This window comes from Clostridium sp. ZBS2 (assembly GCF_023845855.1).
In the GTDB taxonomy this organism is placed as follows: domain Bacteria; phylum Bacillota; class Clostridia; order Clostridiales; family Clostridiaceae; genus Clostridium; species Clostridium aquiflavi.
In genome coordinates this window covers 40,984-67,444 of the sequence record NZ_JAMQIF010000002.1, presented here as the reverse complement: position 1 = coordinate 67,444, position 26,461 = coordinate 40,984, and the positions used below count along the sequence as shown (strand labels likewise).

The following is a 26,461-nucleotide window of genomic DNA, read 5'->3' as shown; positions in this document are numbered from 1 at the left end:
AAGTTAAGTTCCATCATCTCCTCAATATTGTATACTTCCTTATGCTCAATAAGTTTAAACCTAATCTCCATCCTATTTAAGAAATCATAAACTTCTTTTGACTTTTTTAACATTTTCGTATGCCCCCATTCATCTCAACAAATGAAATTTATTATTGTTTCATTTTCTATTCAAACCCAAGCTTTTCTGTATTTTTAAATAATTATAGCATATTTTGTAAAGAATGCATTGTTCAATTTTTAAAGAACATTTTTTTAATTTACTATCTATACTATAATCACTAAAGATAACGTCAAATCTACAAATTGCGTAGAAAAAACACCTAAGATAATTAAATCCTAAGCGCTTTTAAAAATATTAATTACTTTTCTTTTTCCTAATATAATCTTAAATTATTTATTAAAACCGATGTTCAAAATTAAAAGAAGTTACCTTTTTATAAACATATGAATATAAGAAGATAAGAAGTTGTCTTCTTAAAAAATATTTCAATTCATTAATCTATATCGTAACATTAGCAATTACATTTTTAGTAACTATTTTTATAACATTATTAAGAGTAAAAATAAAAATACCCTTATAGCTACAAAATCAAAATTATAGCTATAAGGATATTTTCTTGTACATCCTATGTTAAGGTTAAACCATAGTAAAATAGACATTCTCTAAAATAAATATTATTTACTTTATTTCATTATTTATAAATTTAAAATCACAATATTTTTCGTTGTACCCTAATGTTTGTGTTCTCTCAAAACTTATCTTTTTTATATGACTATAGCATTCAATATCACCTTTGCAAAAAATTTGACACATTTCAGGACAATTCATCTCTATGCAAGTATCATTCCATATACATTTTTTCATAATAAACACCATTGAATTATTATCGTTTTGTACAATTGTACTTTCCCAATTATCACTTTTTAATGACTCACTAAAATTCATACGGAAAATTTCAAAAAAATGCTCGTTTTTTTCCATCTTTTGAAGATTCAATATAACTTTCTGTAAATCTAGCAAAAATCCTTTCTCTACAATTTGCAAAGCTAATCTCTTATATTGAAGAATATCTTGCAGAACTTTGTAAAGTGCTATTCTAGGAAGAATACTATTCTTTAGAGTTTCTAACTGTTCTTTACTTTTTCCTGTACTACTTAGTTTTATAAGTCTTTTAAGTTTCTCTTGCTGATGTTTGTATATTTTTTCTCCTTGTTCTTGTCCAAATTCATTAATAAAAAAACATTTCACATTTTTCACCCTCTAAATTGATTCGCGTTAATATTTTATATAATTACAATTATTAATCAATTATATAATATTTAGGATATGCCAAATTATTTAATTCTCAGTTAACTTATACACTTTCTCAAAATTACATACAAAAAATACCTTAAATTCATCTTTGAATAATACAACTTTTTAATATGTTACTTATTTTTATTAATTTATAACGAAAGAATATTGCTAAATAAATAATTAATACCCTAACTGTTTTCCTACAATAATTACTTTTATCCTGTCTTTAATAAACTGTCCTCTAATTATTGTAAAATCATTACATATTCTATTAGGACTTTTACAATCTACACAATACCCTAAAGTAGTACATGGAGTATTTTTCCCTAATCTTTTTGCATCAATTGGAGCAGCGTAACTTCTAACTCTTTTTTCTGCTTCTTCTATATTTTTAACAATCTTATTTATACCAGTTACTAAAATAACCTGTTTAGGTCCATAAATCATTGGTGCAACTCTACTTCCATTCCCATCAATATTATAAAGTTCTCCATCTTCAGTTAATGCATTTGTACTACACATAAAAGTATCAGAAGAAAAGTTTTGTATATAGATTTGTTTTTTCTCTTCACTTGTAATGCCTTCTCTGTACTTATCTAAAAAAGTGTAATTTCCTTTACGCAGAAAATCTATAGTACCTGTTTCAAAGAGTGACATCGAATCACCTACACCAACTACAGAATTTTCATCTATAAGTTCTTTTAAAAGTCCTTTTAATTCAACATCATCCTTAACGAAAAAACCTGCAATATTGCGTTTTCTTAAATTATTTATAGTCCTCTGGATTTGTTGTTCTAAATACCACAAAACATTATTATCCATTCAAATGTATATCCTTTCCGCAAATATAGTTCAAATTTTATTTTTAGATACTAATTATCATACTTCATAATATCTAATTTATGAATCAATTATAGCATATTCTGTAAATATCCGATTATTCAAATTTTAAAGAACATTTTTGTCCATCATTTTTACAAATTACATATAAAAAACACCTAAGCTAATTAAATCCCAAGTGTTTCTAAAAATATTAATCACTTTCTTTTTTCCTAAGATAATCTTAAATTCTTTATCAAAATTGGTATTCAAAATTAAAAGAAGTTATCTTTTTATCAACATATGAATATAAGAAGTTGTCTTCTCTAAAAATATTTCAATTCATTAATATTTCTTGTAACATTACTAGTTACATTCTTAGGAACTATTTTTATAACATTATTAAGCGTTAAAAATAGAAACATCCTTCTAGCTACAAAATCAACGTTATAGCTATAAGGATATTTTATTGTACATCTCATGTTAAGGTTAAATCATGGTAAAATAGAATGTTTAGTATTATTAATTAACTTATTGTTGTCTTGGTATGACCTTCATCACAATGATAAGTCCCCATTAATCACCCTAAATAATAAGCCACTCTTATCATTCTCATAATTCTACTTGATTTAGAAATATCTTTGTTTGTTATCTTCTTTTACAATTCTTTTAATATCTGTGATATTTATTTTAGCCTATGTTAATGAATAGTGTTGATAATATAGTATATAATAATGGAACCCCTTTTCAATAGTTCTATTATTTCATAATTTAAGAATGAAACAAAGTAAACTAACTCAATAGTTGTAATTTGATGAGCTTCGCATTATGACATTTTGTTTGTGATAATATTACAAGTTATATTTTTGTTGATTTTTATACTTTTTATCATATTTCCAACCCCAAAAAACTGACAACAACAATACTATAATAGCTGGTATAAATGTTAATAATCCTATCCACCCAAATGCTCCACCACATACGACAATACCTAAAAAAATAAATAATAAATAAAATGTAAAAACAAGGATAGGAAAAACAAATTTATTAAGTCCTGTAATTTTAAAGTAATAAAACAAATAAACGGCAACAAAGTAAATCAAAATAGCAGGTGCAATTACGCTTAATGCTTGCAGTACCTGCCAATTTGTGGGACCTACTGCCTTACTTTCATAGCCACCAATATTATTTAAAGCTGGCAAAAACACTTTTAAAATATAAACATATAACATTATGTTAATTAATATAAATCCTCCAAAACCAAATAATTTTCTTTTCATCATTTCACCTTTCTTATCACTAATTCTATTTTAATATTGCATTATAATAATATGAAAATATTCTTTTACCTTGTTATAAATGTATGACAGTATGAAGAATAATTGTTCTGCATATTAACAATAGATTGAGAACAAAAAAATATTACAAATTCAATTCATATTTTAAATAATTAAATATCATTTTATAAATTTTTATTATATTCATAAACAATCTGCTCATTTATATCTTTAGTTATAATCGATATACTTTTAGGATAATTATTTATTCCATTTTGCTAGTTCTTCTAAAGAATATTTTTTATTACATTTTGTACAATAATAAAAAACTGTAACTTCATATGCTTTATCACATGATGGACCTGTAATAATACCATTAAATTTTTTCATTCCAATATATTTTTTACTTGTTACTTTTTTCATTTTGGTTCCACATATATTACAAATTTTTCTTTTAAATAAAAAATATTTTAATTCATTAAATCCAAATGACCATTGTTTTATATCTCCCAATCTTGCTCCCCCTTAATCTGTTAATCCTACTGGTACTTAAAGTCCAATTAAAATTACAGAATCTTTTGCTTTAACTTTAAGTTTACCTTGATCTATTCCTGATTCAATCTTTGCACCAAATGTCCATATAGTCATTCTTCTAAAAATAATTAAATATTAAATTTACCCTCTAGGTGCATACATAATCACAATAACACCAATAAGTGCTATAAACCCGCCAATTAAATCAAATTTATCAGGTGTTACATTATCAATTTTCCATCCCCATAAAATCGATAAAACAATAAATATGCCTCCATAGGCTGCATATACCTTACCGAAATTAGCATTTGAAGGTTGCAATGTTGGAATTATTCCATATAAAATTAATACTATTGCTCCAATAATTCCATACCAAAAGCTTTTTCCATCACGAACCATATCCAAACAAGATATCCACCACCAATTTCAAATATTCCAGCTAATATAAAATAAAATATTGATTTTATAATCTCCATGTATGTCCTCCTATGTAAAATATAAGTTTTGTTTTATCACAATATATTACTATATTTAATGCTTATTTACCCTGGCTAAAGTATGGATTATCTCTCAACAGTTTTTTCAATTTGGGATTAGCCTCATCAATATATTCTTCATCGTGATTAAACATAGTACAATAGAATCCGTCTGCTTTAGACAGTTTTGAAAAGACAGATAACTTTGTAAGAGCATCTGCGGCCTTCGCAATAGTAGTCAACACCTTTTCTTCTTCTTTATCATCTAATGGTATATCTACCAAATTACTACTGGCAAAATCCTCATACTCCCAATCGGCAGGAGAATCCTTGTCCACACAATCACAAGTATCAGCAGATAGTGAAAGGTATCCATGACCAGGATAGCACATGAAAGCCATTAACGTAATTTTCTTATCTGCATTTTGTTCCGTAAAATCTGAAACAGCTTTTTCCATTTCATTCAAAAGCCTTTGTTCTAACTTTTTATAGTTAATTTTATCAGTAGTGTAAACCACTTCTGTGCCACCACTGTTCCAACTTCTAATAATTTTTTGCAGAATACCATTCGGTTTATAAAAGAAATTAAAATCAATTCCTATCTCAGTTGTGTCCCCTTTTGTTTTGGATGCAATCTTCATAAGGCAGGCATTTTCATAATAATATTCCTTGTATGCCTCACTCTTATCACTACAAAAATAAACTTCTGTAGGACCATTCTCTCCTAATAAGTAAACTGTAACATTATAGAGCATATCGGCATCCCAATACATTGTTTCTACCCTATCCTCGTGATAAAAATACATAGTTGTATAGTGAAAATGTCCCAAAAACTCACTCATTTCCTCTACGAGAATAATACGTCCTTGCTCGTCAAAGGAATATCGGTAACAATTATTCTTACATATTGGCTCAGCAATCTTTTTTCCTTTTACCTTATATCCATGCAGCTCATTTTCATATGGAAGTACATTATATAATACACCTTTGCTGATAACGGTACTCACACATTTTAACTGGATATCTGCCATTATTTTTGAGAAATTCTTTTTTGCGGCTTTATATTTCATTTTAACATAATTTACCATTTTATCATTCATCGAATTGATCCCTCCTTGTACATTTATATAAATTCACCTGATGTTATTTTTAGAGCAATCTCTAAACGATAAACTACACATACTCATTATATATTATTTTGAGTTGCCAACCTATCTACAAAGGAAAGATTTTCTTGAATAAATGTACTTTCTGGGTATTTTTGTAATTTCTCTTTTGCATAGTCATATGGACTGAGTTTTGTTTTTTCTAATCCAAGTGTAACGGCTCGTACAGGAGTTTTTTTGAAATCTACTCCTGCTCTAAACAATAATTTAATTATGTCCATGCGGCTTCCTCGATTATTCAGTGCCAAAATATTATGATATAAAGACCTTTCTATGCCTTTACAGTTAGTGTACATTTCTTCTAAATTCGCACCATTTTCTAAAAGACATCTTACTGCATCAACAGAATTATAGATAATTGCCCAACAGAGTGCTTTATTCATACTACTGCTATCAATACCATTTGATAGCAAAAAAGAAATCGCCTCTCTATTATTAAAGCTCGCTGCACTTTCTAGTAGAGTTTCTTTATCTCTTGCCGTAGCATTTATAAGGCATCCTTTGCTCAAAAGGTATTCTGCAAAACTTTTATTCCATGAATAGCAAATTAACTGATTTAATGCATTTCTGTTTTGACATCCTTTTCTATTGATATTGGAACCTTTTTCAATAAGGTATCTTGCCATCTCTAACTTTCCTTTTTCTATGCAAGCAAGCATGGCATTGTTTCCTAAAAAATCTCCTTGCTCTAAATCTGCTCCTGCTGCCAATAAAAGATCAACAGCTTGTGTGTTGTGGTTTTGTGCTGCCACATGAAGGGCAGTGCCAGTTTCCTGTATACTTTTCTTTAACTGTGATGGTTTTACATCTACAAGTTTTTCCTTTATAAGCTTAATATCATTTATCCAACAAGCATAAAGTAAAGAATTATCATTTTCCATATACATAACTCCTTTAAACATTTTATAACTTTCTAGTAGTTCATCCCTTGTAAACAGTTTATATTAAAATAATCATAATCTATATAATATGAACTAAACCTCATTGAGTATTTAAAATAATACTTTTAATTAATTTTTATCCCCCTAGCTTATATGATATAGCGGTAATATTTTACAGAAATTATCTCTTTAATTTATTGTGTTTTTAATGTTACTTGAATGATTTCTGGTCTATTAAAAATTCTTATTGGGAAAATACTGTTACCTAGCCCTCTGCTTACAAACATTGTAGATAAATCTTTGTTGTAACCTCCACTTGTATAATTAGGAAATATTCTTTGATCTGGAGCAATCACTCCCCCTATACCAGGAATTCTAAGTTGTCCACCATGTGCATGTCCTGTAAAAATCAAGTCCATGTTATTTTGAACATACAAATCGAAAAGTTCAGGCCTATGAGAAAGTAAGATTTTAAAATTTTTATCAGTTGACCACATTTTTAATTGTTCTTCCATTTTACTTATATCTGTACCATCCCTATAGCTAGATGTAAGAAAATCTGGATCAGATAAACCAAATAAATGTATTGAACTACTACCCTTTGAAAGTTTAAATGATTTATCATCAAGAATATAAACACCCATATCTATCAATTTTTCTTTTATTAAAGGAAATTTTCCAGACCAAGCTTCATGATTACCTGAAACATAATATACAGGAGCAATTTCTACGGCACCTGAAATAAACTTTATAGCAGTGTCTAAATCATATTTACTTAATAAAAAAAGTCTAACCTATAATATCAATTGATATATGGTTAGACAATATTTGCTCATTCCTTATTATTTATAGTTACTTGAGCAAATTATTCAGCTGGTTTAGTCACATTAACTACACCATGAGGATGTTGAGGTGGTGCATATATAGCGTATACTTTAAGTGGTTTATTACCTGTATTTATAATATTGTGCCACATACCAGCAGGTATGATGATTGCAAAGTCATCATGGGCATTTGCTTGAAAATCTAATCTTTCTTTGCTTCTTCCCATTTTAACAAGTCCTTCTCCTTCTTCAATACGTATAAACTGATCAGTGTTTGGATGAACCTCTAAACCAATGTCATCACCAACATTGATACTCATCAAAGTAACTTGAAAATGTTCCCCTGTCCATAAACCAGTACGAAAATTATTGTTTTGCTTGGTAGCTTTATCAATATTAATTACTAAAGGTTGTGGACCATAATCTTTCAATACCATTTGGTTACTGCTCATTTCTAATTGTGAGGAATCAAATCTTAAGTTACACTCTGTGTCATCAAAAAGTGTAGTATATGGAACAGCCTTAAAATAAGGATTATTATAATCACAATTATCATTATATATATGGTATGGGGTATCTGAATAATAATCCCATGGATACATTCTAGAATTATTCATCTTGTTTCTTCCTTTATATTAGTTCAAAATTATCATATGTTTTAAGTTTTGCAAATGTGCTATATTAAATATAAATAATTCGTATTTTCAACACCATTCTTTTAATATGCTTTTTTTATTATATGTTGCCAATTCCATGGTAATAGATAACTTTTAACATGTTCAAATTTCTTAATTTCTACTGTTCCAAAAGCTCCTGTTTTTATGTACTGTTTAAACAATATTTAACTCTTTCAAAATAAAAAAATCCAAAGTAAAAATTTACATTTCTACTTTGGACAATATTTTGGTGGCTCACCCGGGAATCGAACCCGGGACACCATGATTAAAAGTCATGTGCTCTACCGACTGAGCTAGTGAACCAAATGGTGCGTTTTAAGGGATTCGAACCCCTGGCCCACGCCTTAGAAGGGCGTTGCTCTATCCAGCTGAGCTAAAAACGCATAATTTAAAATATTAATCTTATAATCAAGTTTTAAACTTTAATACTTAAGTTATTCAGGAATTAAATCCCTTGCAACTTGACTGCTTGTTTATTATAGGATACATAATATAAATTGTCAACACTATTTTTACAATTTAGCTATAAATCTTCTAAGATAGTATAAATTTAGATATTTATTTCATATTTAATCATAAGCAATTCAGTAAAAAAATCAATAAATTTTAATTATATTTTAATATAATGCTATGTTTTAATATATTTTATAATAAATTTTACTCATGTAATTCTAATGGTAATCCATCTGGATCAGAGAAGAATGTCATTTTCTTATTAGTAAATTCATCTATTCTTATAGGCTCTGTTTCTATTCCTTTTTCATTTAATTCACTTATTATCTCCTCTATGCATTCCACTTTAAATGCTAAATGTCTTAAGCCACAGGCCTCTGGCCCTGATACTCTTTTAGGACTATTATGCATTCCAAATATCTCAAGTTCACAATCTCCAAGCTTTAAATCTAACTTATAATCTCCTCTATCAGGTCTATAATTTTCCCTGATTATATTAAAGCCCAACTTATTTACATAAAAATCTTTAGATTTTTCATAATCCGATACTATTATTGCTATATGGTGAATTGTATTTAAGTTCATGTTTTTGTCATCTCCTTTTACTATCCATTGTATATATATTATACTATTATAACAACTACATTTTGAACAAAGATTAGATATAAACAATGTAAATAGTAAAGAAGCTATCTNNAGATAGCTTCTTTACTATTTTAACAATTTATTTTTTCTAAAATCACTTCATTGACTCGATAATGCTGTTAGAAAGATCATCCATGGAATTCGTATCATCTTCTTTCATAGCTGAGTTCAATGACATCTCATTATCTAAAATAGTCATTTCTTTCATCTCATCCAAAAGTTTATGCATCAACTTACCAGATTGAGGAGCCCATGATCCATTTTCTATGAGAGCAAAGGTACGTTTTTGAAGATTCAATGCTTTCATATCCATTATATAACTCAACATAGGAGGATAAATGTTTAAATTGTATGTTACACAGGCAAGAACTATATGACTATATTTGAATGTCTCAGAAATTAAATGTGAAACGTGAGTTTTGGAAACGTCATACATAACTACATTTGTCATTCCCTTTTCCACTAGTCTTGTTGCTAAATCATTAGCAGCAGCCTCTGTATTACCATACATTGTTCCATAAACAATCATGACACCTTTTTCTTCTGGCTCATAACGACTCCACTTATCATACTTGTCTAGTAAGTACGCAAAATCATTACGCCATACTGGTCCATGCAACGGACAAATAATTTTTATCTCAAGACCGCCAGCTTTTTTTAGCAGTGCCTGAACATGAGCACCATACTTTCCTACAATGTTTGTATAGTATCTTCTAGCTTCATCAATCCAATCACGGTCAAAGTTAACCTCATCATTAAACAACTTACCATCCAGAGCTCCAAAAGATCCAAAAGCATCAGCAGAAAATAATGCCCCATTAGTTGTATCATATGTTACCATAGCTTCTGGCCAATGCACCATTGGAGCAGCTACAAACATAACGTCATGTTTTCCAAATGACATTTTATTTCCTTCTTTGACTTCTATTACTTTACCATCAATATCAAAACCAAACTGACGCATAAACATAGAAGCTTTTTCTGTGCATACAATCTTTACATCTGGATAACGAAGCATAATTTCTTCAATGCACGCTGCATGATCTGGTTCCACGTGATTGATTACCATATAATCTAAAGGCCTATCGCCTAAAACCGCTTTAATATTCTCAAGGAACTGACGACAAATTGACCAATCCACCGTATCAAAGAGTACAGTCTTCTCATCTAAAAGTAGATAAGAATTATAGGAAACACCCCGTGAAATTGGATGAATATTTTCAAAAAGAGCAAGGCGACGATCATTGCCACCGACCCAATAAAGATCTTCTGTTATTTTTCTAACACAATACATTAATTTAATCCTCCTTTACACTAAATACATTTTTTTCTGTTTACTTAATTGTGTATATTATACTTCTATAAACATATTTTTTTCTTCACCACAAGCAGGGCAAGTCCAATCTTCAGGTACATTTTCAAAAAGTGTTCCTGGAACTACTTCACCTTCAGAATCACCAACGCTAGGATCATATTCGTACCCGCATCCGTTGCAGACATAATGTTTCCAAGTTGGAACAGCTTTCTTTGGAATTGATCTCTTCATCTTTTTCATTGGAGGCGCTTCCTTCTTAGGTTCTCCATTATCTAAAGCCGCAGTAAGTAATGGCAATATTTCTTTTAAATCTCCAACAATCCCGTAATCTGCATTCTTGAAAATTTTTGCATTAGGATTAATATTTATAGCAACAATTGTCGTAGCATCTTTTATGCCTTTTAAATGTTGACCTGCGCCTGAAATACCGCAAGCAATATAAAGATTTCCCCTGAATTTTTGACCAGACATACCAACATAACGATTTAGTGGTAAATACTTAAGTGTTTCAGCTACTGGACGTGAAGAGCCTATAGCTGCACCTACTTGTGTTGATAAATCTTCTATAAGTTTCATATTTTCTTTTTCCCCTATGCCTAAGCCTGCGCTGACTACTCTTTCAGCCTTACTGATAGGAGTATCTATAGGAATTCCAACTGTAAAATCATAACCTTCTGCTTTAAGCGCTTCCACAAGGTCCTTAACTCTCTCTTCTGGAGTTCCTTTCTTGAAAATCATTTTTTTACGATAACCTGTCTCGGGTTCATGTTGATAAACTTTACCTGGACGCTCTGCCTTTGGCATTTTACCTATTATTTGAGAAGAAATAACAAGACGTTGAATTTCATTGGTTCCTTCATATATTGTACAAATCTTAGCATCTCTGTACGCACGTTCAACTTCCATACCTTTAAGATAACCACTTCCTCCAAATATTTGAAGTGCATCATTAACAATTTCAAGACAAACGTCAGAAGCGTATTGTTTAGCCATTGCTGCTTCCATAATATAGCTCTCATGATTTCCTTTCAATTCTGCTGCACTGTAAACAAGCAATCTGGCTGCTCTAAGCTTTGTAGCCATGTCCGCCAATTTAAAAGCAATAACCTGTTGCTGACAGATAGGTTTTCCAAATTGTACTCTTTCTTTTGAATACTCCAATGCATGCTCATAAGCGCCTTGTGCAATACCAAGTGCTTGAGCTGCAATACCGATACGACCACCATCCAATGTAGACATAGCAATCTTAAAGCCTTCGCCCTCTTTACCAAGCAAATTTTCTTTAGGAACTTTTACATCGTTGAAAATCAGTTCTGCAGTAGCAGAAGATCGAATACCCATTTTGTCGTAATGTTTACTAAAACTAAATCCTTCCCAGCCCTTCTCTATAATGAATGCACTGATACCGCGAATGCCTATATTAGGTGTAGTAATTGCAAAAACCACATAAATATCAGCCTTACCTGCATTAGTTATGAATATCTTTTCTCCATTTAAAATATAATAATCGCCTTCTAAGACAGCAGTAGTCTCTGTACCTCCAGCATCACTACCAGCATTTTCCTCTGTGAGACCGAAAGCACCAATTTTTTCTCCTTTAGCTAAAGGAACTAAATATTTCTTTTTTTGTTCTTCTGTCCCATAGGCAGCAATTGGATATGAACCCAAAGATGTATGAGCAGAAAGAATTACACCTGTACCACCATCCACTCTTGATAATTCCTCAACAGCAATTGCATAACTGATTACATCCAGACCTGCTCCTCCATACTTTTTCGAATATGGTATCCCCATCATTCCCATATCAGCCAACTTATGAATGGCTTCTTCTGGGAATTTATTTTCCTGATCTAACATAAATGCAATAGGTTTAACTTCTTCTTCAGCAAACTCTCTTATTTTTGTCCTCAAATTTTCATGTTGTACCATAGTCTTAAAAAACATATATTTCCCTCCTTTTAATCAATACATTATCATAAATCCTCTTCCATAAAATCTGTAAAACCACAATCTTGAGCTTCTATAAGCAAAATTTCTTAAACTCAGATAACTCATCTACTTCTTTTTTTGTTTTTACAAGCCATTAAATAATATATTGTATATTATTACATATTGTGAAATATATTTATTTAATGTATATATTTACTTTATAAATCTATTATATTACTTAAAATCATTTATTACAACCCTATTTTTATCTTTTAATAATAATTATTATTTATATTTTCTTGAGTAAATCCAAAGTATTCATCATATATATATCCACTCTTAATTTTTTTATATTAATAAATGTACTTTATAGACTGGATACTAAAAAAGCACTGCACTAAATATAAATTTAGTGCAGTGCTTGCATTGGGTAAACTTACATAAAAGAGCTAATCCTTTTGTTATTTTTCCGTTCTAGGAAGACCTCTTGTAGGTTTATGCAGTTTTTCTCCTGTTTCCATATTGCTATCTGATGATTTATTATCATTCCTATTTTTATTAAATTTATTTTTTGCCATTTTTCTCACCTCAATTTCAGTTTTTCCTTCTTATAAAATTTATATTCAACAATCTATCTTAGATTAAATTTAATGTACAATTTAAATAAAGAACAATTATAAAGTCATATATTTTACTTTAACACCATCAATATCAAGTAACTCATTTTCAAGTATTTTTATTTTATCTAAATCAGAATCAATATGTAAAATTATCAATCCTTGCTCAGAACAATAATGATTGATATATTCAATTTTATTACTTAACTATGATATAATAAATCTAACGTATTGGAGGTGTATTTTATGAATGTTTGTGATACATTCAGCTATAAATCAGCTTGCTCCTTGCAAGGACTACAACAAAGTAAGCTATGCTTTGTATGGAGCCTAAGCTGTTAATTTAGCTGAAATGCTCATATATCTTAGGTTCTGTAACACATAGCTTTTTTGTATTCTTTGCTTTAATACTATGATAAATATTAAGGAGTAAAGAAATGAAATATGCAAAAGCACACGATGTGTTACCAGAGGAAATCGTTAAAATAATACAAGAATATGTAGACGGAAAATATCTTTATGTACCTAGAAAAAATGAAAATCATAAAGCCTGGGGAGAAAAGAGTGGTATAAAGAGTAGTCTTAAGCTTAGAAATAATGAAATTTATAAAAAATACCTTAATGGGACTACTATTAATGAACTAACTCAAGAATATTATCTGTCTGAAAAAAGTATAAGAAGAATAATAGGTGAAGAAAAGCGTATTTGCTCATAATTATTACAGAATCATTTATTAGATTGAGTTCCTATTTTAAATAGTGTTATGATTTCATTGTGGCGATCCACTGAAAGTTATCATTTCTAATTTAAAATATGATTCTTAAGTAAAATTATTGTGAGTATGTAATGTATTTTAAATTTCGATGATTATTGTTACTTTTAGTGGAGTAATAATAATCATCTTTTTTATTTAAGCCAAAATAAACTTTAAAGTAATGCCTTATTTACTTAAATGAATAATAAAAATAACAGAAGAGAGGTGCTAAATTTTATGAAAGCCTTTATAAAAAGATATGAATATAATTATATAAAAAAATGTTTATTCGATTTAAATAATACTTTCAGAAATTGTGTAGATCCTAATATCGTTGAAACAAACAAAGCATATATACAGGGAAAGATATTACGTCTTTTTACAGATTTATCTGAGGAAGAAGAAAAGCTACTTGATATCAGTAAAATAACTGACCCATTATACATTGAACAGTATTCAAATAAGCTGAAAGAATATGTATATGAAATGCCAAATATAACAAATGCACAAATTAGTAAATTGTTTAGAAAAGAAAAGAAATTAAAAGTACCAGACTTAACTGAGCATGATTCAACGAGTGTTTATTTAGGTTGGGTTGATGAGTCAATTAGAAAATTATTTATAGCTTATAATATGAATGGTAAACTTATAGGTATGTCATGTAGACTTCAAAATTATGCTTCTAACAACACTCACATATGTGCCCTTTGCAATCATATAGGTCGTGAAAATGAAGTAGCTTTTGTTTCACCTATATGTAAAACAGATAACTCTAGTAAAGGTGCTTATAAATCCATAGGATTTGATATATGTTTAAATAGCGAGAAGTGTAATGAAAGAATTATATCTGTTGAAAAACTAGAGAAAATCTTAAAGACTGTTAACAATATAAAAGAATGATGACTTGTACTTACGTACATTCTGTAAAAGTGAAGAATAAAGAAATAAATTATAAACTAGACTTTTAAGCCTAAAGTACCTTAAATGATACTTTAGGCTATTTTCCAAAAATCATTTATTTCAATATTCCAATCAATGAATATAAATTAAAAATGAATATTCATTAAAAGAAAATTTCTATGCAAATTTATAAATCGTTTTATTTTTTCAATTATAAAGTCATATATTTTACTTTAACACCATCAATCTCAAGCAAATCATTTTCAAGTACTTTTATTTCCTCTAAGCTAGAATGAATATGTAAAATTATCAATCCCTGCTCAGAACAAGAATTTTTACTAACTTCATGAAGTCCAACTCTAGTTTTTATAATGCATCCATGTTTAGTTAAAATGGTTTGTACTTCTGGTGCATGAGCACTTCTAGGATCAATAGTTACTGCCATAATTATAGTTTCCATAAATTACATCTCCTTGTTTTCATGTTTTAAATTATTATATCCAATTAAATTAAATTAACACATCAAACAAGTATTTCTCCGTCTAATTCCCATACAAAACTTATAGGTAAATCAATATTTTAACTACTTGACAGGGAACAGTTAAATTCTATATTTTCGTGGGTTTAATGGTGAAGGTGAATCTCAACCTTTAAAATTTACTATCAAGCCTCAAAAGTGAAATATGATTAATTAAAAATCAAAATTATCTGGATCAGGTCCTACTCTCAAATCTTGATTTAAAGAATTTATCTTCTCTACTTCTTCATTAGTTAATTCAAAATCAAATATCTGTGAATTTTCTATTATTCTGCCTTCGTTTGTGGATTTAGGAATAGTTATCACTCCATTTTGTACATCCCAGCGTAATATAATTTGAGCAATAGATTTATTATGATTGTTGGCAATTTCCTTCAATATTTCATTATCAAACAATTTACCAACCATTAGTGGTGACCATGCTTCAACTTGAATGTCATTTTGTTTACAAAACACTCTAACCTTTTCCTGTGTTAAGCGTGGATGAAATTCTATTTGGTTTATCATTGGCTTAATCTCTGCATTCTTCATTAAATTTTCAAGATGATGTACTTGAAAGTTACTTACTCCTATTGCTTTTACACGACCTTGTTTATATAAATACTCCAATGCTCTCCAAGCATTTTTATATTTACCTTCTACAGGCCAATGTATAAGATATAAATCTAAATACTCAAGTCCAAGTTTCTTTAAACTTGTTTCATAAGCCTTTATTGTGGATTCATATCCCAAATCTGCATTCCAAACCTTAGATGTTATAAATAGATCTTCCCTTGAAATACCTGTTGCCTTTATTCCTTCAGCTACTCCCTTTCCCATACTTACTTCATTATCATAAATAGTTGCTCCATCTATGCTTCTATAACCATTTTTTATTGCATTCTTTACTGAATCAACTAATTTTGGACTATCCTCTACTCTAAAAACCCCAAGTCCTAACACTGGCATTTTTACACCATTGTTTAAAGTTACTGTATTTTTTAAATTGCTTATCATACTATCTTTCTCCTTATAATTTATTATAGTACCCTTAACTTCAAAGCTTATCTTATAAAGTTGGTAAATATTTTATCTTCTCTTTCATTTTCCTTTATATTATTTTTACCAGAATCAATAACCTTCAATAACCATGACATATTCTTTCCTAGAACACTCATAATTTGCATTCCTTCTTCATCTTGCAGAACTTCTCCAGGTTTTGTACCATGAATTACATTCCAATAATTTGATGTTGGCATTATCATCTCAGAATAATTAATATAGTTATTTAGTTGATTAAATACCGGAATACCTCCTGATCTTCTTACTGCAACAACGCTTGCCCCTATCTTATGTCTAAGCATACCCTTATTTACAGATGTAACTAAAAATGCACGATCTAAAAATGACTTCATTGTTCCTCCAATAGCTGAATAATGTACAGGAGAACCTAGAATAATTCCATCAGCGTCCTTCATCTTTTGAATCCAATCATTAACTTCATCATTCTGCATAACGCATCTTTCGTTCATGTTTCTGCTGCATCCTCCACAATCCATGCATCCACGTATTATCTTATTTCCAACATGAATAATCTCTACCTCTATACTGTCTTTCTCTAATTCAGCTGCTACAGCCTTTATTGCCTCATAAGTGTTTCCATTCTTTTTAGGACTTCCATTAAAAGCTACTACTTTCATATATATACCTCCATATAATCTCTGTTCGAACATGACCTTATTATATGCTTCAATACCTCTAGTAACAAGTACGCACTTTTTCGTTAGATTACTTACCTTTAAGTAAGATTTACTGTAATATCTACAGATAGATATAAAAATTTTTTTTATAATAATATATATTTATTTTAATCTCTGGATTTGATATTATGAAGTTACTTGGTATATGCTGTAACTCTTATGCATATATGATCAAGTTTTATTAAAAATAAAGGTAGGTAACCAAATGATAAACTATAATGATAAGCAATATGTATGTTTATTAGATTTTGCAATGGATTTTATCAGAGGTAAATGGAAGGCAGTTTTATTATGTCATTTATATGATGAACCTAGAAGATTTTTAGAGCTTCAACGAATAACTAACGGAATAAGTCAAAAGGTATTAAATGAAAAGCTTAAAGAATTAGAAAATGAAGATTTAATAAATAAGCAGGTTTACCCTGAAATTCCACCAAAGGTTGAATATTATCTTACTGAAAAAGGAAGAGATCTTACTAAAATCATTAAAGAAATTGAGTCTTGAGCTATTAAATATTATTCTCACTTAGACAGTGGATGCAAATAATCTGATGTAATATATTGGACTAAATATATTAATTCATCAACTATTAACAACATAATGTAAACATAATAAAGGTAAGCCTATCTAAATACAAGGTGGGCTTACCTTTAAATTCATCTGAATATCTTTTTGACATTTTTCTCACCTCAATTTTAGTTTTTCCTTCTTATAAAGTTTATATTCAACAACCTATCTTAGATTAAATTTTTTGTTATATTCTTATCATTTTAATTAAACAATTTAAGAAATTCTATTGAATTCCATTAAGTATATATCTTAATATTAGAAAATTTATCCTATAAAATATATAATATTACTATATTTAGTAATTTGAGGTGGAAATATGGGGTTAATAAATACTTTTGATTATAAAGAAGAACTTTTTGATAAAATAAAATCAAATAATTATGATGATAATTGGCCAGTTGTATATATTCTTAGAAATTCAAAAGAAGCATATATTGGTGAAACTACAAGAGTATACAACCGTTGTCAAGAACATTATAAAAATAGAGATAGAAGAAAGCTTACATTGATTGATATTATTTCAGACTTTGATTTTAATAAGTCTGCAACATTAGAAATTGAATCTCTTTTAATTGAATACATGGCTGCTGACGGGAAATATTCTCTTCAAAATGGTAATGGAGGTCTTACGAATCATAATTACTACAATAAAGATAATTATGAAAAAAAGTTTGAATATATATGGGAAGAATTAAAACAAAATAATGTGGTCATTAAAGGGTTATTTGAAATACGTAATAGTGATTTATTTAAGTATTCTCCTTATAAAGCACTTACTACTGAACAATATTCATTAGTAAATACAATTGTGGATAGCATAATAAATACTAAACAAAACAATCACATGATTCAAGGTGAACCTGGTACTGGTAAAACTATTGTAGCTATTTATCTAATAAAATATTTAATGGAATTAACTACAACTAAAGATCTGAAAATTGGATTGGTCATACCTATGACATCTCTTAGAAGCACATTAAAAAAAGTATTCAGAAATGTTAAAAACCTTAAAGCGAATATGGTACTTGGTCCATCTGATGTTGTGGGTAATAAATATGATATTCTTATTGTAGATGAAGCCCACCGTCTAAATAGAAGATTAAATATTACAAATATGAAATCTTTTGATGATTGCAACAAAAAACTTGGTTTAGACATAAAAGAAGGAGATCAATTAGACTGGATTAAACTTTCATGCAAACACATGATACTATGTTACGATAAAAATCAATCTATTAAACCTTCTGATGTAAGGCCTGAAAAGTTTGAAGAAATTAATTTTCAAAAGCACATACTAAAATCTCAAATGAGAGTTTTAGCTGGACAAGATTATATTAAATACATAGAAAATATTTTAAATGAAACTGAAAATTCCATAAATTCATTTGGAAATTATGAATTATTCATTTTTGACAATATAGAGGAAATGCATAAAAAGATAAAAGAACAGGATGAAAAATTCGGTTTATGCCGTATGATCGCTGGATATGCATGGCCTTGGAATTCTAAAAAAGATTCAACAAATTATGATATTATAATTAATAACTCTAAATTTAGATGGAATTCTCAAAACAAAGACTGGATTAATTCACCTAATGCATTAAATGAAATTGGCTGTATTCATACAACTCAAGGCTATGATATTAATTATGCTGGTATAATAATAGGAAATGAAATATCATATGAAAATGGTGAAATTAAAATTAATTCTAATAATTATTATGATCAGAATGGTAAAAAAACTATTAAAGATCCTAAAGAACTGAAAAAATATATTTTAAATATATACAAAACACTTTTAACTAGAGGGATTCGTGGAACTTATATTTATGTTTGTGATGATAACTTACGAAATTACTTTAAAAAATATATTAGAACTTTCAATTCTGATTTTAGTATTAATTACAAAGAAATTGATAATTCTAAATCAACTACTATAAACAAATGAACTTAATAAATTAAAAATGCTACTAGAGCTTAATTAGATTTAAGCGCTAGTAGCATTTTTCTTACTCTTTCGGATGTTTGATTAAATTTATATTAATTTAATCTATTCCACAAACTCTATTCTTTAACTTTTATCACACAATCTTTTCTATAAAATGAAATACCATACTTAATTATGTTTTCATATCCTTCTTCTTTAAGTTCTTCTTCGTAATTTTTTGCATCAATTTGTGCTAATGCTTCATCACATTTCTTAAAAATATCTTTAGGTTTATCACATACTTTAAGTTCTAATATAACGCATGGCTCAAATATTGAAAGTGATTTTATAAATATATCACTTCTGCCATCTCCAGCTTCTCTGTTAGACTTCACTAAAAAGTCATGCATATTAGCTAAAACGCCAAGAGTAAATCCATGATAGAAATTTTCATAAGCATCATTAAAACTTATAGTTTGTCTAAGTATTGCATTTAATTCTTTTTGAAAGATTTCAACATCTTTATTAAATATAGCACTATACATTGTAGATAAATCTTTTACTTTAACTTTATCATGAAACCACTTTAATATTTTATTTTTAAAGATATATTTAACTTCTTTATTAGGTATTTTAAGAGTTATATAGTGATTATCTTCTTCATCCATTCTTTCACTTACTTTTTTGAAGTAACCAGTAAAGAACATAAAATTCCACAAATTATCCATACTATCATACATTTCATTATAAGTTATATCTTCATGAACCTTTTTTTCTATAGTTTTTCCCTCAATTAATGACTCTATTTCACGTTTTGTTACACTATCAGCTCTTTCAATTAAACTTCTCACGATGCTGTTTGAACTTGTATTTGCCCAATAAGATGATGGAAATACGTTATTGTTAATTTTAAAATCTTTTATAAAACGTACAGCACTCCAAGGGTTATAAACTTTAGCCTCACCAAAAATATAACCATTGTACCAATCTTTTATAAGTATTTCTTTATCCATTAAATTGTAATCTTCAAGCATTTTATCTATTTCTTTTTGAGTAAACCCAAAATATTCATCATAAGATTTATTTAAAATTGATATTATTTCTAAATTGTTAAGTCCTGTAAATATACTTTCTCTACTAATTCTTAAACAACCTGTTATTACAGAAAACTCTAAAGAAGAATTTGTTTTTAAAGCTGATTCAAAAAGTGATCTTATAAATTTTATCATTTTATCATAAAATCCTTCAAAAAATGCATTTTCAAGAGGCACATCGTATTCATCAATAAGTATTATTACTTTTTTGTTATGATATTTTTCTAAGCATTGAGATAAAAACTTCAATGAAGTTATATAAAGTCCGTCTTCATCATCACCTTTTACAATTCTCAAATATTGCTCCTTTTCATTATTTAATTTGTCACTTTTTAAAATATATTCATGTCTTCTAAATTCGTTAGTTATTTCTTCTTTCATGCATTTAAATGCAAGTTCAAAATTAGGTTGTTTTGCAGATTTTAAAGAAAGATTAATTACAGGATACTGTCCCATATGAGAAGTATACTCTTCTCCTGCTTTTATTATATTTAGATTTTCAAAAAGATAAGCATTATCTTCTTCCCTCTTTTCAAAATAATATTGAAGCATACTCATATTTAAAGTTTTTCCGAATCTTCTTGGTCTTGTAAATAAATTTACTGATGCCTTATTATCTAATAAATCCTTTATTAATAATGTTTTATCTATATAGTAATAACCTCTAGTTATTAACATTTCAAAATTATCTACTCCTATTGGTAATGGCTTTAAATTCATAACAAACCTCCATTTTTTAACTTATACATTATAGTAATCAATTGTATTATCTCTATTATATCCAAAAGCTTCTTATTATTAAACCTAAAACCATAGAATGTGTTATGTCACAATATTAAAAAATCAAACACCTTAAATATCTCCTCTTTAAAACTGCACTAAAAATGCTAATAAAACTTAAACTTAATTAAGCTCTATTAGCATTTTTCTTAATCTATAAGTAAATTCAAACCTTATTATTGTTTCTTCTGATTTATCCCACCAAATATTATTTTCATCTAGTAAATTACACCTTGCAAATTAAAACTTTTAGTCTAAAACTATTTCTATATCTTTTAATTACATAAATGTTAATTTATACTTATTATACCAACTTATATTCCAATTTCTTTCCTTGCACAAAATTAATAATTCTTCCTCATCATTAATTCCTTTTTGGGATATTATATTATGAATTTCTTTATTCACTATTAACCCATTATCTATTTTGTCCGATATATCTTTGAAAAGAGCATAACTTCTAATATGAGAAAACTCTGATGTCTTTTCAATTAATTCTTCACCTGTTAATTCATCATTTTTTATTCTATATTTTCTAATTCTTTTCTTTTTTAATTTTTTTACATCACCTTGTAATTGATTTTGATATACAGCTCTCATATTTTGAGCAGTATCACAATCCCTTATAGCATTAAATATCATTTCTGAATATTTAAGATACTGTTTTTTAGTCCCTACTCCTGTTTCTTGTATAAACTTGTCTATTATTTTTTTTATTTCATAACCAACAACATAAATCTTTCCACCTATATTTTGCTTTGATTTATCTTCTATTTCATTAGATATAATATATTTAGCATTAGCCTTATTAGTTCTTAATATATCAGCAAGTCTAGTAGACTCTATCCAAATTACTCCATGACTATCAAAATATGTTGTTTGATTATAGGCATTTAGAATTCTAGTTACATGCGTTTTATTAGTATTAGATAATGGATCTGGTCTTTTAAAAATAATATCCTTTAAAGATTTTTCAAAAGGCACTAATGCATTTTCATTATTCATAGGCTGTCATCTCTTCATATAATTGATTCAACTTGCTTATTGCTTTATTAGCTCCTTTTACATTACATATATCAGGATGTATCTTCTTTGCAATATTATCTCTCCATTTTTTTGCTAATTTTTTATTACTATATTGTGTTTTCGTTATATTTAATGCTTTTGCTCTTTTTACTCCATCTATTTCTAAAAGGTAAAATATTAATCTCGCTTGCTCTGATTTAAAAAAAGTTTCGCTGCTTTCTTCCCTTTCATCTTTTTCTACTTTATTCACATCCATATTTAACTTTTTAATGATCTCTTTAAATATACTAATCTTATCTATAATTCCTTTCCAACTTCCACTTGTTATTCTAAACATTTCTATTACGTTTTTATCACTAGAATTATATTGTAAAAGCAACTGTCTACAATCCTTTTTTATTGCCTTTCTTAATTTATCTAATGATCCATACTTTTCTTTTAATATTTTCTCTTTTGTTTCACAGTTTAACCATTCCATAACTAATCTCCTAAATATTATTTCATTTATATATACTAATATTTATATTATTCTATAATCATTTTTCTTTTAACTTATTAATATTAAATAATAAATATGAAGATTAGTATTATATGCTATGCATAAATCAGACTTAAAATCATTATACAAAAAGCTAATTATGGTATAATATGTAATATATTATACCATAAGGGGGTATTAGTAATATGAATAATAATGAAAAAATTTATAGCTATATTGAAAATAAAATGATTGATCCTAATGATAAATCTATAAAGTTTAATCCTAAAAAGCATTCATCATTTACTGTTGGAGATTTACTTAAAAGAATTGTTGCTATTTTATGTATGATATTTGTTGTATATAATATTTTTGCTTATAAAAATAAACATACTCCTATTAATGTAACAAAAGATTTTATTAATGATACTTCAAATCTAATATCTACTTCAAATACTATTCTTAATAAAATAGTAAATGAATATAATAATAATAATTTTTCAACTTCATATAAACAAGAATTAAATAATTATCTATCTGATTTAGACAAGCTTAATATAGGTACTTACTCTGATTCTAAGTTTAATTTACTAAAATCAAACATATCTAATATTTCAAATGAAACTAAAGACTGTATACATTTAATCTTGAACTCAAATTGTGCAGATACTTACACTTCTAATTCTATAAACTCAAAGTTAAGCTCTATAAGAAATAATATAAATTTAAATAGAGAACTATTAACTAAATTTTTTGATGAAAATAACATCATTTATACTATTGATGAAAATAACCAAATACATTATCAATTACCTAGCTAAGTACCTGTCTTTACATAATAGTATATTAAAGATGTTAATAAAACTTAAACTTAATTAAGCTCTATTAGCATTTTTCTTAATTTATTAGATATTTCATTAAATTCTTAAATTATCTTTTTCAATTATTACTCTTACTTTATTTAAAATACGCTTACATTTTGAACAATAAGATTGTGGTTCATATACTTTATCTTCATATATAATACAAAAAATAAGTTTATAATATCTAATTTATCTTTTTTCTTTTACTTTTTAGTTTAATCTTTAGATTATATCCATGATCTTTAAACATATGTAATAGTCTTGCTCCATCTATTAATGTAATTGGCTTCTCTTTTGCAAATTCTATTGAATCTTTTCCAAAATAACTTGTAGTTACTAATATACCTTTATTTGCACCTTCTGCCATCATAGTTCCATATAAATCTCTAACGGCTGATGTAGGAACTACATTGTTATATCTTTTTGCTTGAATAACAAATCTTCCTCCTCTTATGACATCTGGATCAAAAGCTATTGCATCCACTCCACAGTCCCTACTTGCTTGAGTTACCTTTACTTCACAATTTTCACCTGAGAAGATTTTTTCAAATAATTCTCTCACCAAATGTTCAAAATCCTCCCAATCCATTTCTGCTAAATTTGTCCCCTCTTCTAAATTATTTAAAACTTCTATCGATGTTACAAATCTACTATCATTACGATTTAAGTCCAATATTGGTCTTATTGGAGCTAATTCACTTAAAGGTCCTGCACTTATACCTTTAAGATTTTTAAAGCATTCCTTTGGAATTACTCTCTCCAACTTCAACTTTGAAAATTCTTCTCTATTCGCTTGTAAAGACATTATACATGCATGGTAATCATTACCAGTTTTTATATCTATACCTTTTATCCATCCATTAAAAACTACTGTATTTATTTCTTTAATTTTTAAAGATTCAAAAACCTCATATATATTTCGTAAACAAATTTTATATAAAATATCTTCATAATATTGATTGAATTCTTTTTCTTTTATATTAACTATACTAATGCACTTTTTGGTTTTAATAAATTTATGTTCTAATATACTAGGAATTTGTTTTCTTTGTGGCAGTTCATAAGAAATAATTATTACTTTATTAAATGAATCATATTGAATTTCATATTCTCTTTTTATATTTGCTGAATATTTAGATTTTTTTAAAACCAACTTTAAGTATTTTTCTATTGCATACTCTTCCCTATTAAATAAATTTTCTTTAAATTTATCTATACTCTCATTAAATTGTTTAAGTTTAATCTCATGGTTCGATTTAGATTCGTTATATACTTCTTTGGCTTCCTCTAATTGTCTATTATATTCTTCTAATTTTTTATTATATATCTCTAATGCTTTATTCTCTAATTCAATTCTTTTATTCTTCCTAGAATTAAAAATTAATTCCCAAAACAAATCTTTATTTGGTACCCCTATTTCTAATCGTATATCTTCTATATTAGGTACTTCTTTATTAAATGCAAATTCATAAAATATATTTTTCTTTTTTAATGAATCAATATCAATAACATGACTTATATTTAATGATTCAATTAAAATATTTTTATATTTATTTATCTCTAAAATAGCTTTTTGGGTTCGCATCTCTGCATCTATTCTTAGTTTTTCCATTTTTTCTTGGTCAATCCACTTATTTTTTTGTTCAGTAATTTTTAAATTTAATTCCATATACGATTGTGCTAATATTTTCTTGCTTAATCCTAATTTCTTATTATATATAATTTCTGAATACGTATATTTACTTGCCATAAATACCTCCTTTACTCTCAGATAAGTAGAGAAAAATACTTTTACACTTAAATTATTTCCAAATCTTATAAAACAATTCCATTTATATTAAAATCTATTATAAATAATAAATGTATTATAAAAAAACAGTGATAACACCAAATCTATTTTGACGCTATCACCTTTAAACTATTCGGAACATTTATTATATGAATCAATCTTATAAAATCATCTTTTATACTTAATTAATTTATGATACTGATGTTTAACAAACTTCATATATCTCAAAATTTTATATTTGCAAATTTCTTATTAATAAAGTACTCTTCTGTAAGTAAATCATCTCTAACAGAATTAGTAAATCTAATATGATTTTTATAACTTTCACTTTTGTCTTTTCTTATCCAAAATATATCTAAAAAACACATTCCCTTTGCTGCTAAAAATATTTCCCATTCATCCCAATATTCTAAATTATAGTATTCTAAATAGCAATCTAAATTCATTCTATTGTATGGTATTATTCTATCAACTATAAATTCTCGTATTACTTCACTTGGAACTTTTCTAATTTTTCTAGTAAATAGTCCATAAAATTCAGCAGGATACAAGCTAAGATCCTCAATCTCTTCATTTTTCTTAAAACTATATTCATCACATACTAAATCATAAGATAGGTCTCCTAAATAATGTTCTTCATTCATTAATTCTACAGTCTCTAATTTTGATTTTGGAATAAGCATCTCTTCGCCTCCTCAATTCTATGTTTAAGTAGTTCTAATATAGAAGATTTGCTTTTTCCATCACCTCTACCTGACTTAACTAAATATTTCTGCCCATCTACAATCTTTATATATTTTGTATATACCCCAAGAGAAGAACTATTTATAAAATTTCTTATATTGCTCTCTTCCATATCGTAACTCCTTAAATTTTTATTTGATCAACCTTACAATAATCAATTATATTACCTCTATTATATCCAAAAGCTTCTTATTATTAAACCTAAAACCATAGAATGTGCTATGTCACAATATTAAAAAATCAAACACCTTAAATATCTCCTCTTTAAAACTGCACTAAAAATGCTAATAAAACTTAAAATTGATTAAGCTCTATTAACATTTTTCTTAATTTATATGAAAATTT

Annotated in this window: 25 protein-coding genes, 2 tRNA genes and 2 pseudogenes; 5 read left to right on the top strand and 24 right to left on the bottom strand. The window is 27.5% G+C overall.

The genetic code is table 11. The annotated features are described in order from the left end of the window. Nucleotides 1–681: 681 nt before the first annotated feature. The 15 genes and pseudogenes from NG918_RS00525 to NG918_RS00460 form a co-directional block, all read right to left on the bottom strand. Nucleotides 682–1,251 (bottom strand): L-2-amino-thiazoline-4-carboxylic acid hydrolase, encoded by a 570-nt coding sequence (locus NG918_RS00525; RefSeq protein ID WP_252223947.1) that lies wholly within the window; start codon nucleotides 1,249–1,251, stop codon nucleotides 682–684. A gap of 228 nt (nucleotides 1,252–1,479) precedes the next feature. Then, nucleotides 1,480–2,121 (bottom strand): lactate utilization protein, encoded by a 642-nt coding sequence (locus NG918_RS00520; RefSeq protein ID WP_252215646.1) that lies wholly within the window; start codon nucleotides 2,119–2,121, stop codon nucleotides 1,480–1,482. Between the two features lie 848 nt (nucleotides 2,122–2,969). After that, nucleotides 2,970–3,398 carry a hypothetical protein gene (locus NG918_RS00515; RefSeq protein ID WP_252223945.1) on the bottom strand — a complete coding sequence of 143 codons (429 nt, stop codon included), beginning with the start codon at nucleotides 3,396–3,398 and terminating at the stop codon, nucleotides 2,970–2,972. A 258-nt stretch (nucleotides 3,399–3,656) separates the two neighbouring features. Continuing rightward, nucleotides 3,657–3,908: a hypothetical protein gene (locus NG918_RS00510; RefSeq protein ID WP_252215640.1), complete on the bottom strand. Its 252-nt coding sequence runs from the start codon at nucleotides 3,906–3,908 to the stop codon at nucleotides 3,657–3,659. A 162-nt stretch (nucleotides 3,909–4,070) separates the two neighbouring features. Beyond that, nucleotides 4,071–4,405 (bottom strand): annotated as a pseudogene (locus tag NG918_RS00505) (YnfA family protein). A gap of 62 nt (nucleotides 4,406–4,467) precedes the next feature. After that, nucleotides 4,468–5,505: a hypothetical protein gene (locus NG918_RS00500; protein ID WP_252215637.1), complete on the bottom strand. Its 1,038-nt coding sequence runs from the start codon at nucleotides 5,503–5,505 to the stop codon at nucleotides 4,468–4,470. Nucleotides 5,506–5,591: 86 nt separating this feature from the next. Then, complete coding sequence (locus tag NG918_RS00495; RefSeq protein ID WP_252223943.1) at nucleotides 5,592–6,473, bottom strand: ankyrin repeat domain-containing protein; 882 nt, start codon at nucleotides 6,471–6,473, stop codon at nucleotides 5,592–5,594. Between the two features lie 173 nt (nucleotides 6,474–6,646). Then, nucleotides 6,647–7,177 (bottom strand): metallophosphoesterase, encoded by a 531-nt coding sequence (locus tag NG918_RS00490; protein ID WP_252223952.1) that lies wholly within the window; start codon nucleotides 7,175–7,177, stop codon nucleotides 6,647–6,649. 140 nt (nucleotides 7,178–7,317) lie between these two features. Beyond that, nucleotides 7,318–7,893 (bottom strand): cupin domain-containing protein, encoded by a 576-nt coding sequence (locus NG918_RS00485; RefSeq protein WP_252215631.1) that lies wholly within the window; start codon nucleotides 7,891–7,893, stop codon nucleotides 7,318–7,320. Between the two features lie 101 nt (nucleotides 7,894–7,994). Further along, nucleotides 7,995–8,099: pseudogene (locus tag NG918_RS17165) on the bottom strand (DUF3888 domain-containing protein); the annotation flags it as partial. 81 nt (nucleotides 8,100–8,180) lie between these two features. Beyond that, nucleotides 8,181–8,256: transfer RNA gene (locus NG918_RS00480), tRNA-Lys, on the bottom strand. Between the two features lie 3 nt (nucleotides 8,257–8,259). Continuing rightward, a tRNA-Arg gene (locus tag NG918_RS00475) sits at nucleotides 8,260–8,336 on the bottom strand. Nucleotides 8,337–8,610: 274 nt separating this feature from the next. Further along, nucleotides 8,611–8,991, bottom strand: a complete 381-nt coding sequence (gloA2, locus tag NG918_RS00470; RefSeq protein ID WP_252215629.1) for an SMU1112c/YaeR family gloxylase I-like metalloprotein — start codon at nucleotides 8,989–8,991, stop codon at nucleotides 8,611–8,613. A gap of 154 nt (nucleotides 8,992–9,145) precedes the next feature. After that, on the bottom strand, nucleotides 9,146–10,345 hold the full coding sequence (locus tag NG918_RS00465) for an FprA family A-type flavoprotein (RefSeq protein ID WP_252223940.1): 1,200 nt from the start codon (nucleotides 10,343–10,345) through the stop codon (nucleotides 9,146–9,148). A gap of 57 nt (nucleotides 10,346–10,402) precedes the next feature. Then, complete coding sequence (locus NG918_RS00460; protein WP_252223938.1) at nucleotides 10,403–12,310, bottom strand: acyl-CoA dehydrogenase family protein; 1,908 nt, start codon at nucleotides 12,308–12,310, stop codon at nucleotides 10,403–10,405. 1,039 nt (nucleotides 12,311–13,349) lie between these two features. Here NG918_RS00460 and NG918_RS00455 point away from each other — a divergent pair. Both NG918_RS00455 and NG918_RS00450 read left to right on the top strand, forming a co-directional pair. After that, nucleotides 13,350–13,628 (top strand): CD3324 family protein, encoded by a 279-nt coding sequence (locus tag NG918_RS00455; RefSeq protein ID WP_003368855.1) that lies wholly within the window; start codon nucleotides 13,350–13,352, stop codon nucleotides 13,626–13,628. 276 nt (nucleotides 13,629–13,904) lie between these two features. Continuing rightward, on the top strand, nucleotides 13,905–14,567 hold the full coding sequence (locus NG918_RS00450) for a FusB/FusC family EF-G-binding protein (protein WP_252223936.1): 663 nt from the start codon (nucleotides 13,905–13,907) through the stop codon (nucleotides 14,565–14,567). 211 nt (nucleotides 14,568–14,778) lie between these two features. Here NG918_RS00450 and NG918_RS00445 read toward each other — a convergent pair whose 3' ends face one another. The 3 genes from NG918_RS00445 to NG918_RS00435 all read right to left on the bottom strand — a co-directional run bounded on the left by NG918_RS00445 (nucleotide 14,779) and on the right by NG918_RS00435 (nucleotide 16,784). Beyond that, nucleotides 14,779–15,027, bottom strand: a complete 249-nt coding sequence (locus NG918_RS00445) for a CPF_0552 family protein (protein WP_252223934.1) — start codon at nucleotides 15,025–15,027, stop codon at nucleotides 14,779–14,781. Nucleotides 15,028–15,258: 231 nt separating this feature from the next. Further along, nucleotides 15,259–16,101: an aldo/keto reductase gene (locus NG918_RS00440; RefSeq protein ID WP_252223932.1), complete on the bottom strand. Its 843-nt coding sequence runs from the start codon at nucleotides 16,099–16,101 to the stop codon at nucleotides 15,259–15,261. A 47-nt stretch (nucleotides 16,102–16,148) separates the two neighbouring features. Beyond that, complete coding sequence (locus tag NG918_RS00435; protein WP_252223930.1) at nucleotides 16,149–16,784, bottom strand: flavodoxin family protein; 636 nt, start codon at nucleotides 16,782–16,784, stop codon at nucleotides 16,149–16,151. 265 nt (nucleotides 16,785–17,049) lie between these two features. Here NG918_RS00435 and NG918_RS00430 point away from each other — a divergent pair, with 265 nt between their 5' ends. Together NG918_RS00430 and NG918_RS00425 are read left to right on the top strand one after the other, a co-directional pair. After that, nucleotides 17,050–17,349, top strand: a complete 300-nt coding sequence (locus tag NG918_RS00430) for a winged helix-turn-helix transcriptional regulator (protein WP_252223928.1) — start codon at nucleotides 17,050–17,052, stop codon at nucleotides 17,347–17,349. Nucleotides 17,350–17,731: 382 nt separating this feature from the next. Next, the gene (locus tag NG918_RS00425) at nucleotides 17,732–19,363 is read left to right on the top strand and encodes a DUF2075 domain-containing protein (RefSeq protein ID WP_252223926.1); all 1,632 of its coding nucleotides are present in this window, start codon (nucleotides 17,732–17,734) and stop codon (nucleotides 19,361–19,363) included. 116 nt (nucleotides 19,364–19,479) lie between these two features. Here NG918_RS00425 and NG918_RS00420 read toward each other — a convergent pair whose 3' ends face one another. The 3 genes from NG918_RS00420 to NG918_RS00410 all read right to left on the bottom strand — a co-directional run bounded on the left by NG918_RS00420 (nucleotide 19,480) and on the right by NG918_RS00410 (nucleotide 22,720). After that, nucleotides 19,480–21,156, bottom strand: coding sequence for an AAA family ATPase (locus tag NG918_RS00420; RefSeq protein ID WP_252223924.1), 1,677 nt, complete (start codon nucleotides 21,154–21,156; stop codon nucleotides 19,480–19,482). Nucleotides 21,157–21,495: 339 nt separating this feature from the next. Further along, complete coding sequence (locus NG918_RS00415) at nucleotides 21,496–22,221, bottom strand: hypothetical protein (RefSeq protein WP_252215616.1); 726 nt, start codon at nucleotides 22,219–22,221, stop codon at nucleotides 21,496–21,498. Continuing rightward, on the bottom strand, nucleotides 22,214–22,720 hold the full coding sequence (locus tag NG918_RS00410) for a hypothetical protein (protein WP_252223922.1): 507 nt from the start codon (nucleotides 22,718–22,720) through the stop codon (nucleotides 22,214–22,216). Before NG918_RS00410 ends, NG918_RS00415 begins: the two co-directional genes overlap by 8 nt. Before the next feature lie 206 nt (nucleotides 22,721–22,926). On the opposite strand from NG918_RS00410, the gene NG918_RS00405 reads away from it, so the two are divergent. Continuing rightward, complete coding sequence (locus tag NG918_RS00405; protein ID WP_252223920.1) at nucleotides 22,927–23,541, top strand: RNA-dependent RNA polymerase; 615 nt, start codon at nucleotides 22,927–22,929, stop codon at nucleotides 23,539–23,541. A 226-nt stretch (nucleotides 23,542–23,767) separates the two neighbouring features. On the opposite strand, the gene NG918_RS00400 is transcribed toward NG918_RS00405, so the two are convergent. From NG918_RS00400 to NG918_RS00390, 3 genes are all read right to left on the bottom strand, one after another. Further along, the gene (locus NG918_RS00400; RefSeq protein WP_252223918.1) at nucleotides 23,768–25,333 is read right to left on the bottom strand and encodes a restriction endonuclease; all 1,566 of its coding nucleotides are present in this window, start codon (nucleotides 25,331–25,333) and stop codon (nucleotides 23,768–23,770) included. A 263-nt stretch (nucleotides 25,334–25,596) separates the two neighbouring features. Continuing rightward, nucleotides 25,597–26,055 (bottom strand): hypothetical protein, encoded by a 459-nt coding sequence (locus tag NG918_RS00395; RefSeq protein ID WP_252223916.1) that lies wholly within the window; start codon nucleotides 26,053–26,055, stop codon nucleotides 25,597–25,599. Next, nucleotides 26,031–26,228 carry a hypothetical protein gene (locus NG918_RS00390; protein ID WP_061313560.1) on the bottom strand — a complete coding sequence of 66 codons (198 nt, stop codon included), beginning with the start codon at nucleotides 26,226–26,228 and terminating at the stop codon, nucleotides 26,031–26,033. Before NG918_RS00390 ends, NG918_RS00395 begins: the two co-directional genes overlap by 25 nt. Between the last annotated feature and the right edge of the window lie 233 nt (nucleotides 26,229–26,461).

What these genes read in the sequence shown, in the direction of transcription:
- NG918_RS00520 (WP_252215646.1), bottom strand. Translation starts at nt 2,121, where the DNA reads ATGGATAATAATGTTTTGTGGTATTTAGAACAACAAATCCAGAGGACT.
- NG918_RS00515 (WP_252223945.1), bottom strand. Translation starts at nt 3,398, where the DNA reads ATGAAAAGAAAATTATTTGGTTTTGGAGGATTTATATTAATTAACATA.
- NG918_RS00500 (WP_252215637.1), bottom strand. Translation starts at nt 5,505, where the DNA reads ATGAATGATAAAATGGTAAATTATGTTAAAATGAAATATAAAGCCGCA.
- NG918_RS00495 (WP_252223943.1), bottom strand. Translation starts at nt 6,473, where the DNA reads ATGTTTAAAGGAGTTATGTATATGGAAAATGATAATTCTTTACTTTAT.
- NG918_RS00485 (WP_252215631.1), bottom strand. Translation starts at nt 7,893, where the DNA reads ATGAATAATTCTAGAATGTATCCATGGGATTATTATTCAGATACCCCA.
- gloA2 (WP_252215629.1), bottom strand. Translation starts at nt 8,991, where the DNA reads ATGAACTTAAATACAATTCACCATATAGCAATAATAGTATCGGATTAT.
- NG918_RS00465 (WP_252223940.1), bottom strand. Translation starts at nt 10,345, where the DNA reads ATGTATTGTGTTAGAAAAATAACAGAAGATCTTTATTGGGTCGGTGGC.
- NG918_RS00460 (WP_252223938.1), bottom strand. Translation starts at nt 12,310, where the DNA reads ATGTTTTTTAAGACTATGGTACAACATGAAAATTTGAGGACAAAAATA.
- NG918_RS00455 (WP_003368855.1), top strand. Translation starts at nt 13,350, where the DNA reads ATGAAATATGCAAAAGCACACGATGTGTTACCAGAGGAAATCGTTAAA.
- NG918_RS00450 (WP_252223936.1), top strand. Translation starts at nt 13,905, where the DNA reads ATGAAAGCCTTTATAAAAAGATATGAATATAATTATATAAAAAAATGT.
- NG918_RS00445 (WP_252223934.1), bottom strand. Translation starts at nt 15,027, where the DNA reads ATGGAAACTATAATTATGGCAGTAACTATTGATCCTAGAAGTGCTCAT.
- NG918_RS00440 (WP_252223932.1), bottom strand. Translation starts at nt 16,101, where the DNA reads ATGATAAGCAATTTAAAAAATACAGTAACTTTAAACAATGGTGTAAAA.
- NG918_RS00435 (WP_252223930.1), bottom strand. Translation starts at nt 16,784, where the DNA reads ATGAAAGTAGTAGCTTTTAATGGAAGTCCTAAAAAGAATGGAAACACT.
- NG918_RS00430 (WP_252223928.1), top strand. Translation starts at nt 17,050, where the DNA reads ATGATAAACTATAATGATAAGCAATATGTATGTTTATTAGATTTTGCA.
- NG918_RS00425 (WP_252223926.1), top strand. Translation starts at nt 17,732, where the DNA reads ATGGGGTTAATAAATACTTTTGATTATAAAGAAGAACTTTTTGATAAA.
- NG918_RS00420 (WP_252223924.1), bottom strand. Translation starts at nt 21,156, where the DNA reads ATGAATTTAAAGCCATTACCAATAGGAGTAGATAATTTTGAAATGTTA.
- NG918_RS00415 (WP_252215616.1), bottom strand. Translation starts at nt 22,221, where the DNA reads ATGAATAATGAAAATGCATTAGTGCCTTTTGAAAAATCTTTAAAGGAT.
- NG918_RS00410 (WP_252223922.1), bottom strand. Translation starts at nt 22,720, where the DNA reads ATGGAATGGTTAAACTGTGAAACAAAAGAGAAAATATTAAAAGAAAAG.
- NG918_RS00405 (WP_252223920.1), top strand. Translation starts at nt 22,927, where the DNA reads ATGAATAATAATGAAAAAATTTATAGCTATATTGAAAATAAAATGATT.
- NG918_RS00400 (WP_252223918.1), bottom strand. Translation starts at nt 25,333, where the DNA reads ATGGCAAGTAAATATACGTATTCAGAAATTATATATAATAAGAAATTA.
- NG918_RS00395 (WP_252223916.1), bottom strand. Translation starts at nt 26,055, where the DNA reads ATGCTTATTCCAAAATCAAAATTAGAGACTGTAGAATTAATGAATGAA.
- NG918_RS00390 (WP_061313560.1), bottom strand. Translation starts at nt 26,228, where the DNA reads ATGGAAGAGAGCAATATAAGAAATTTTATAAATAGTTCTTCTCTTGGG.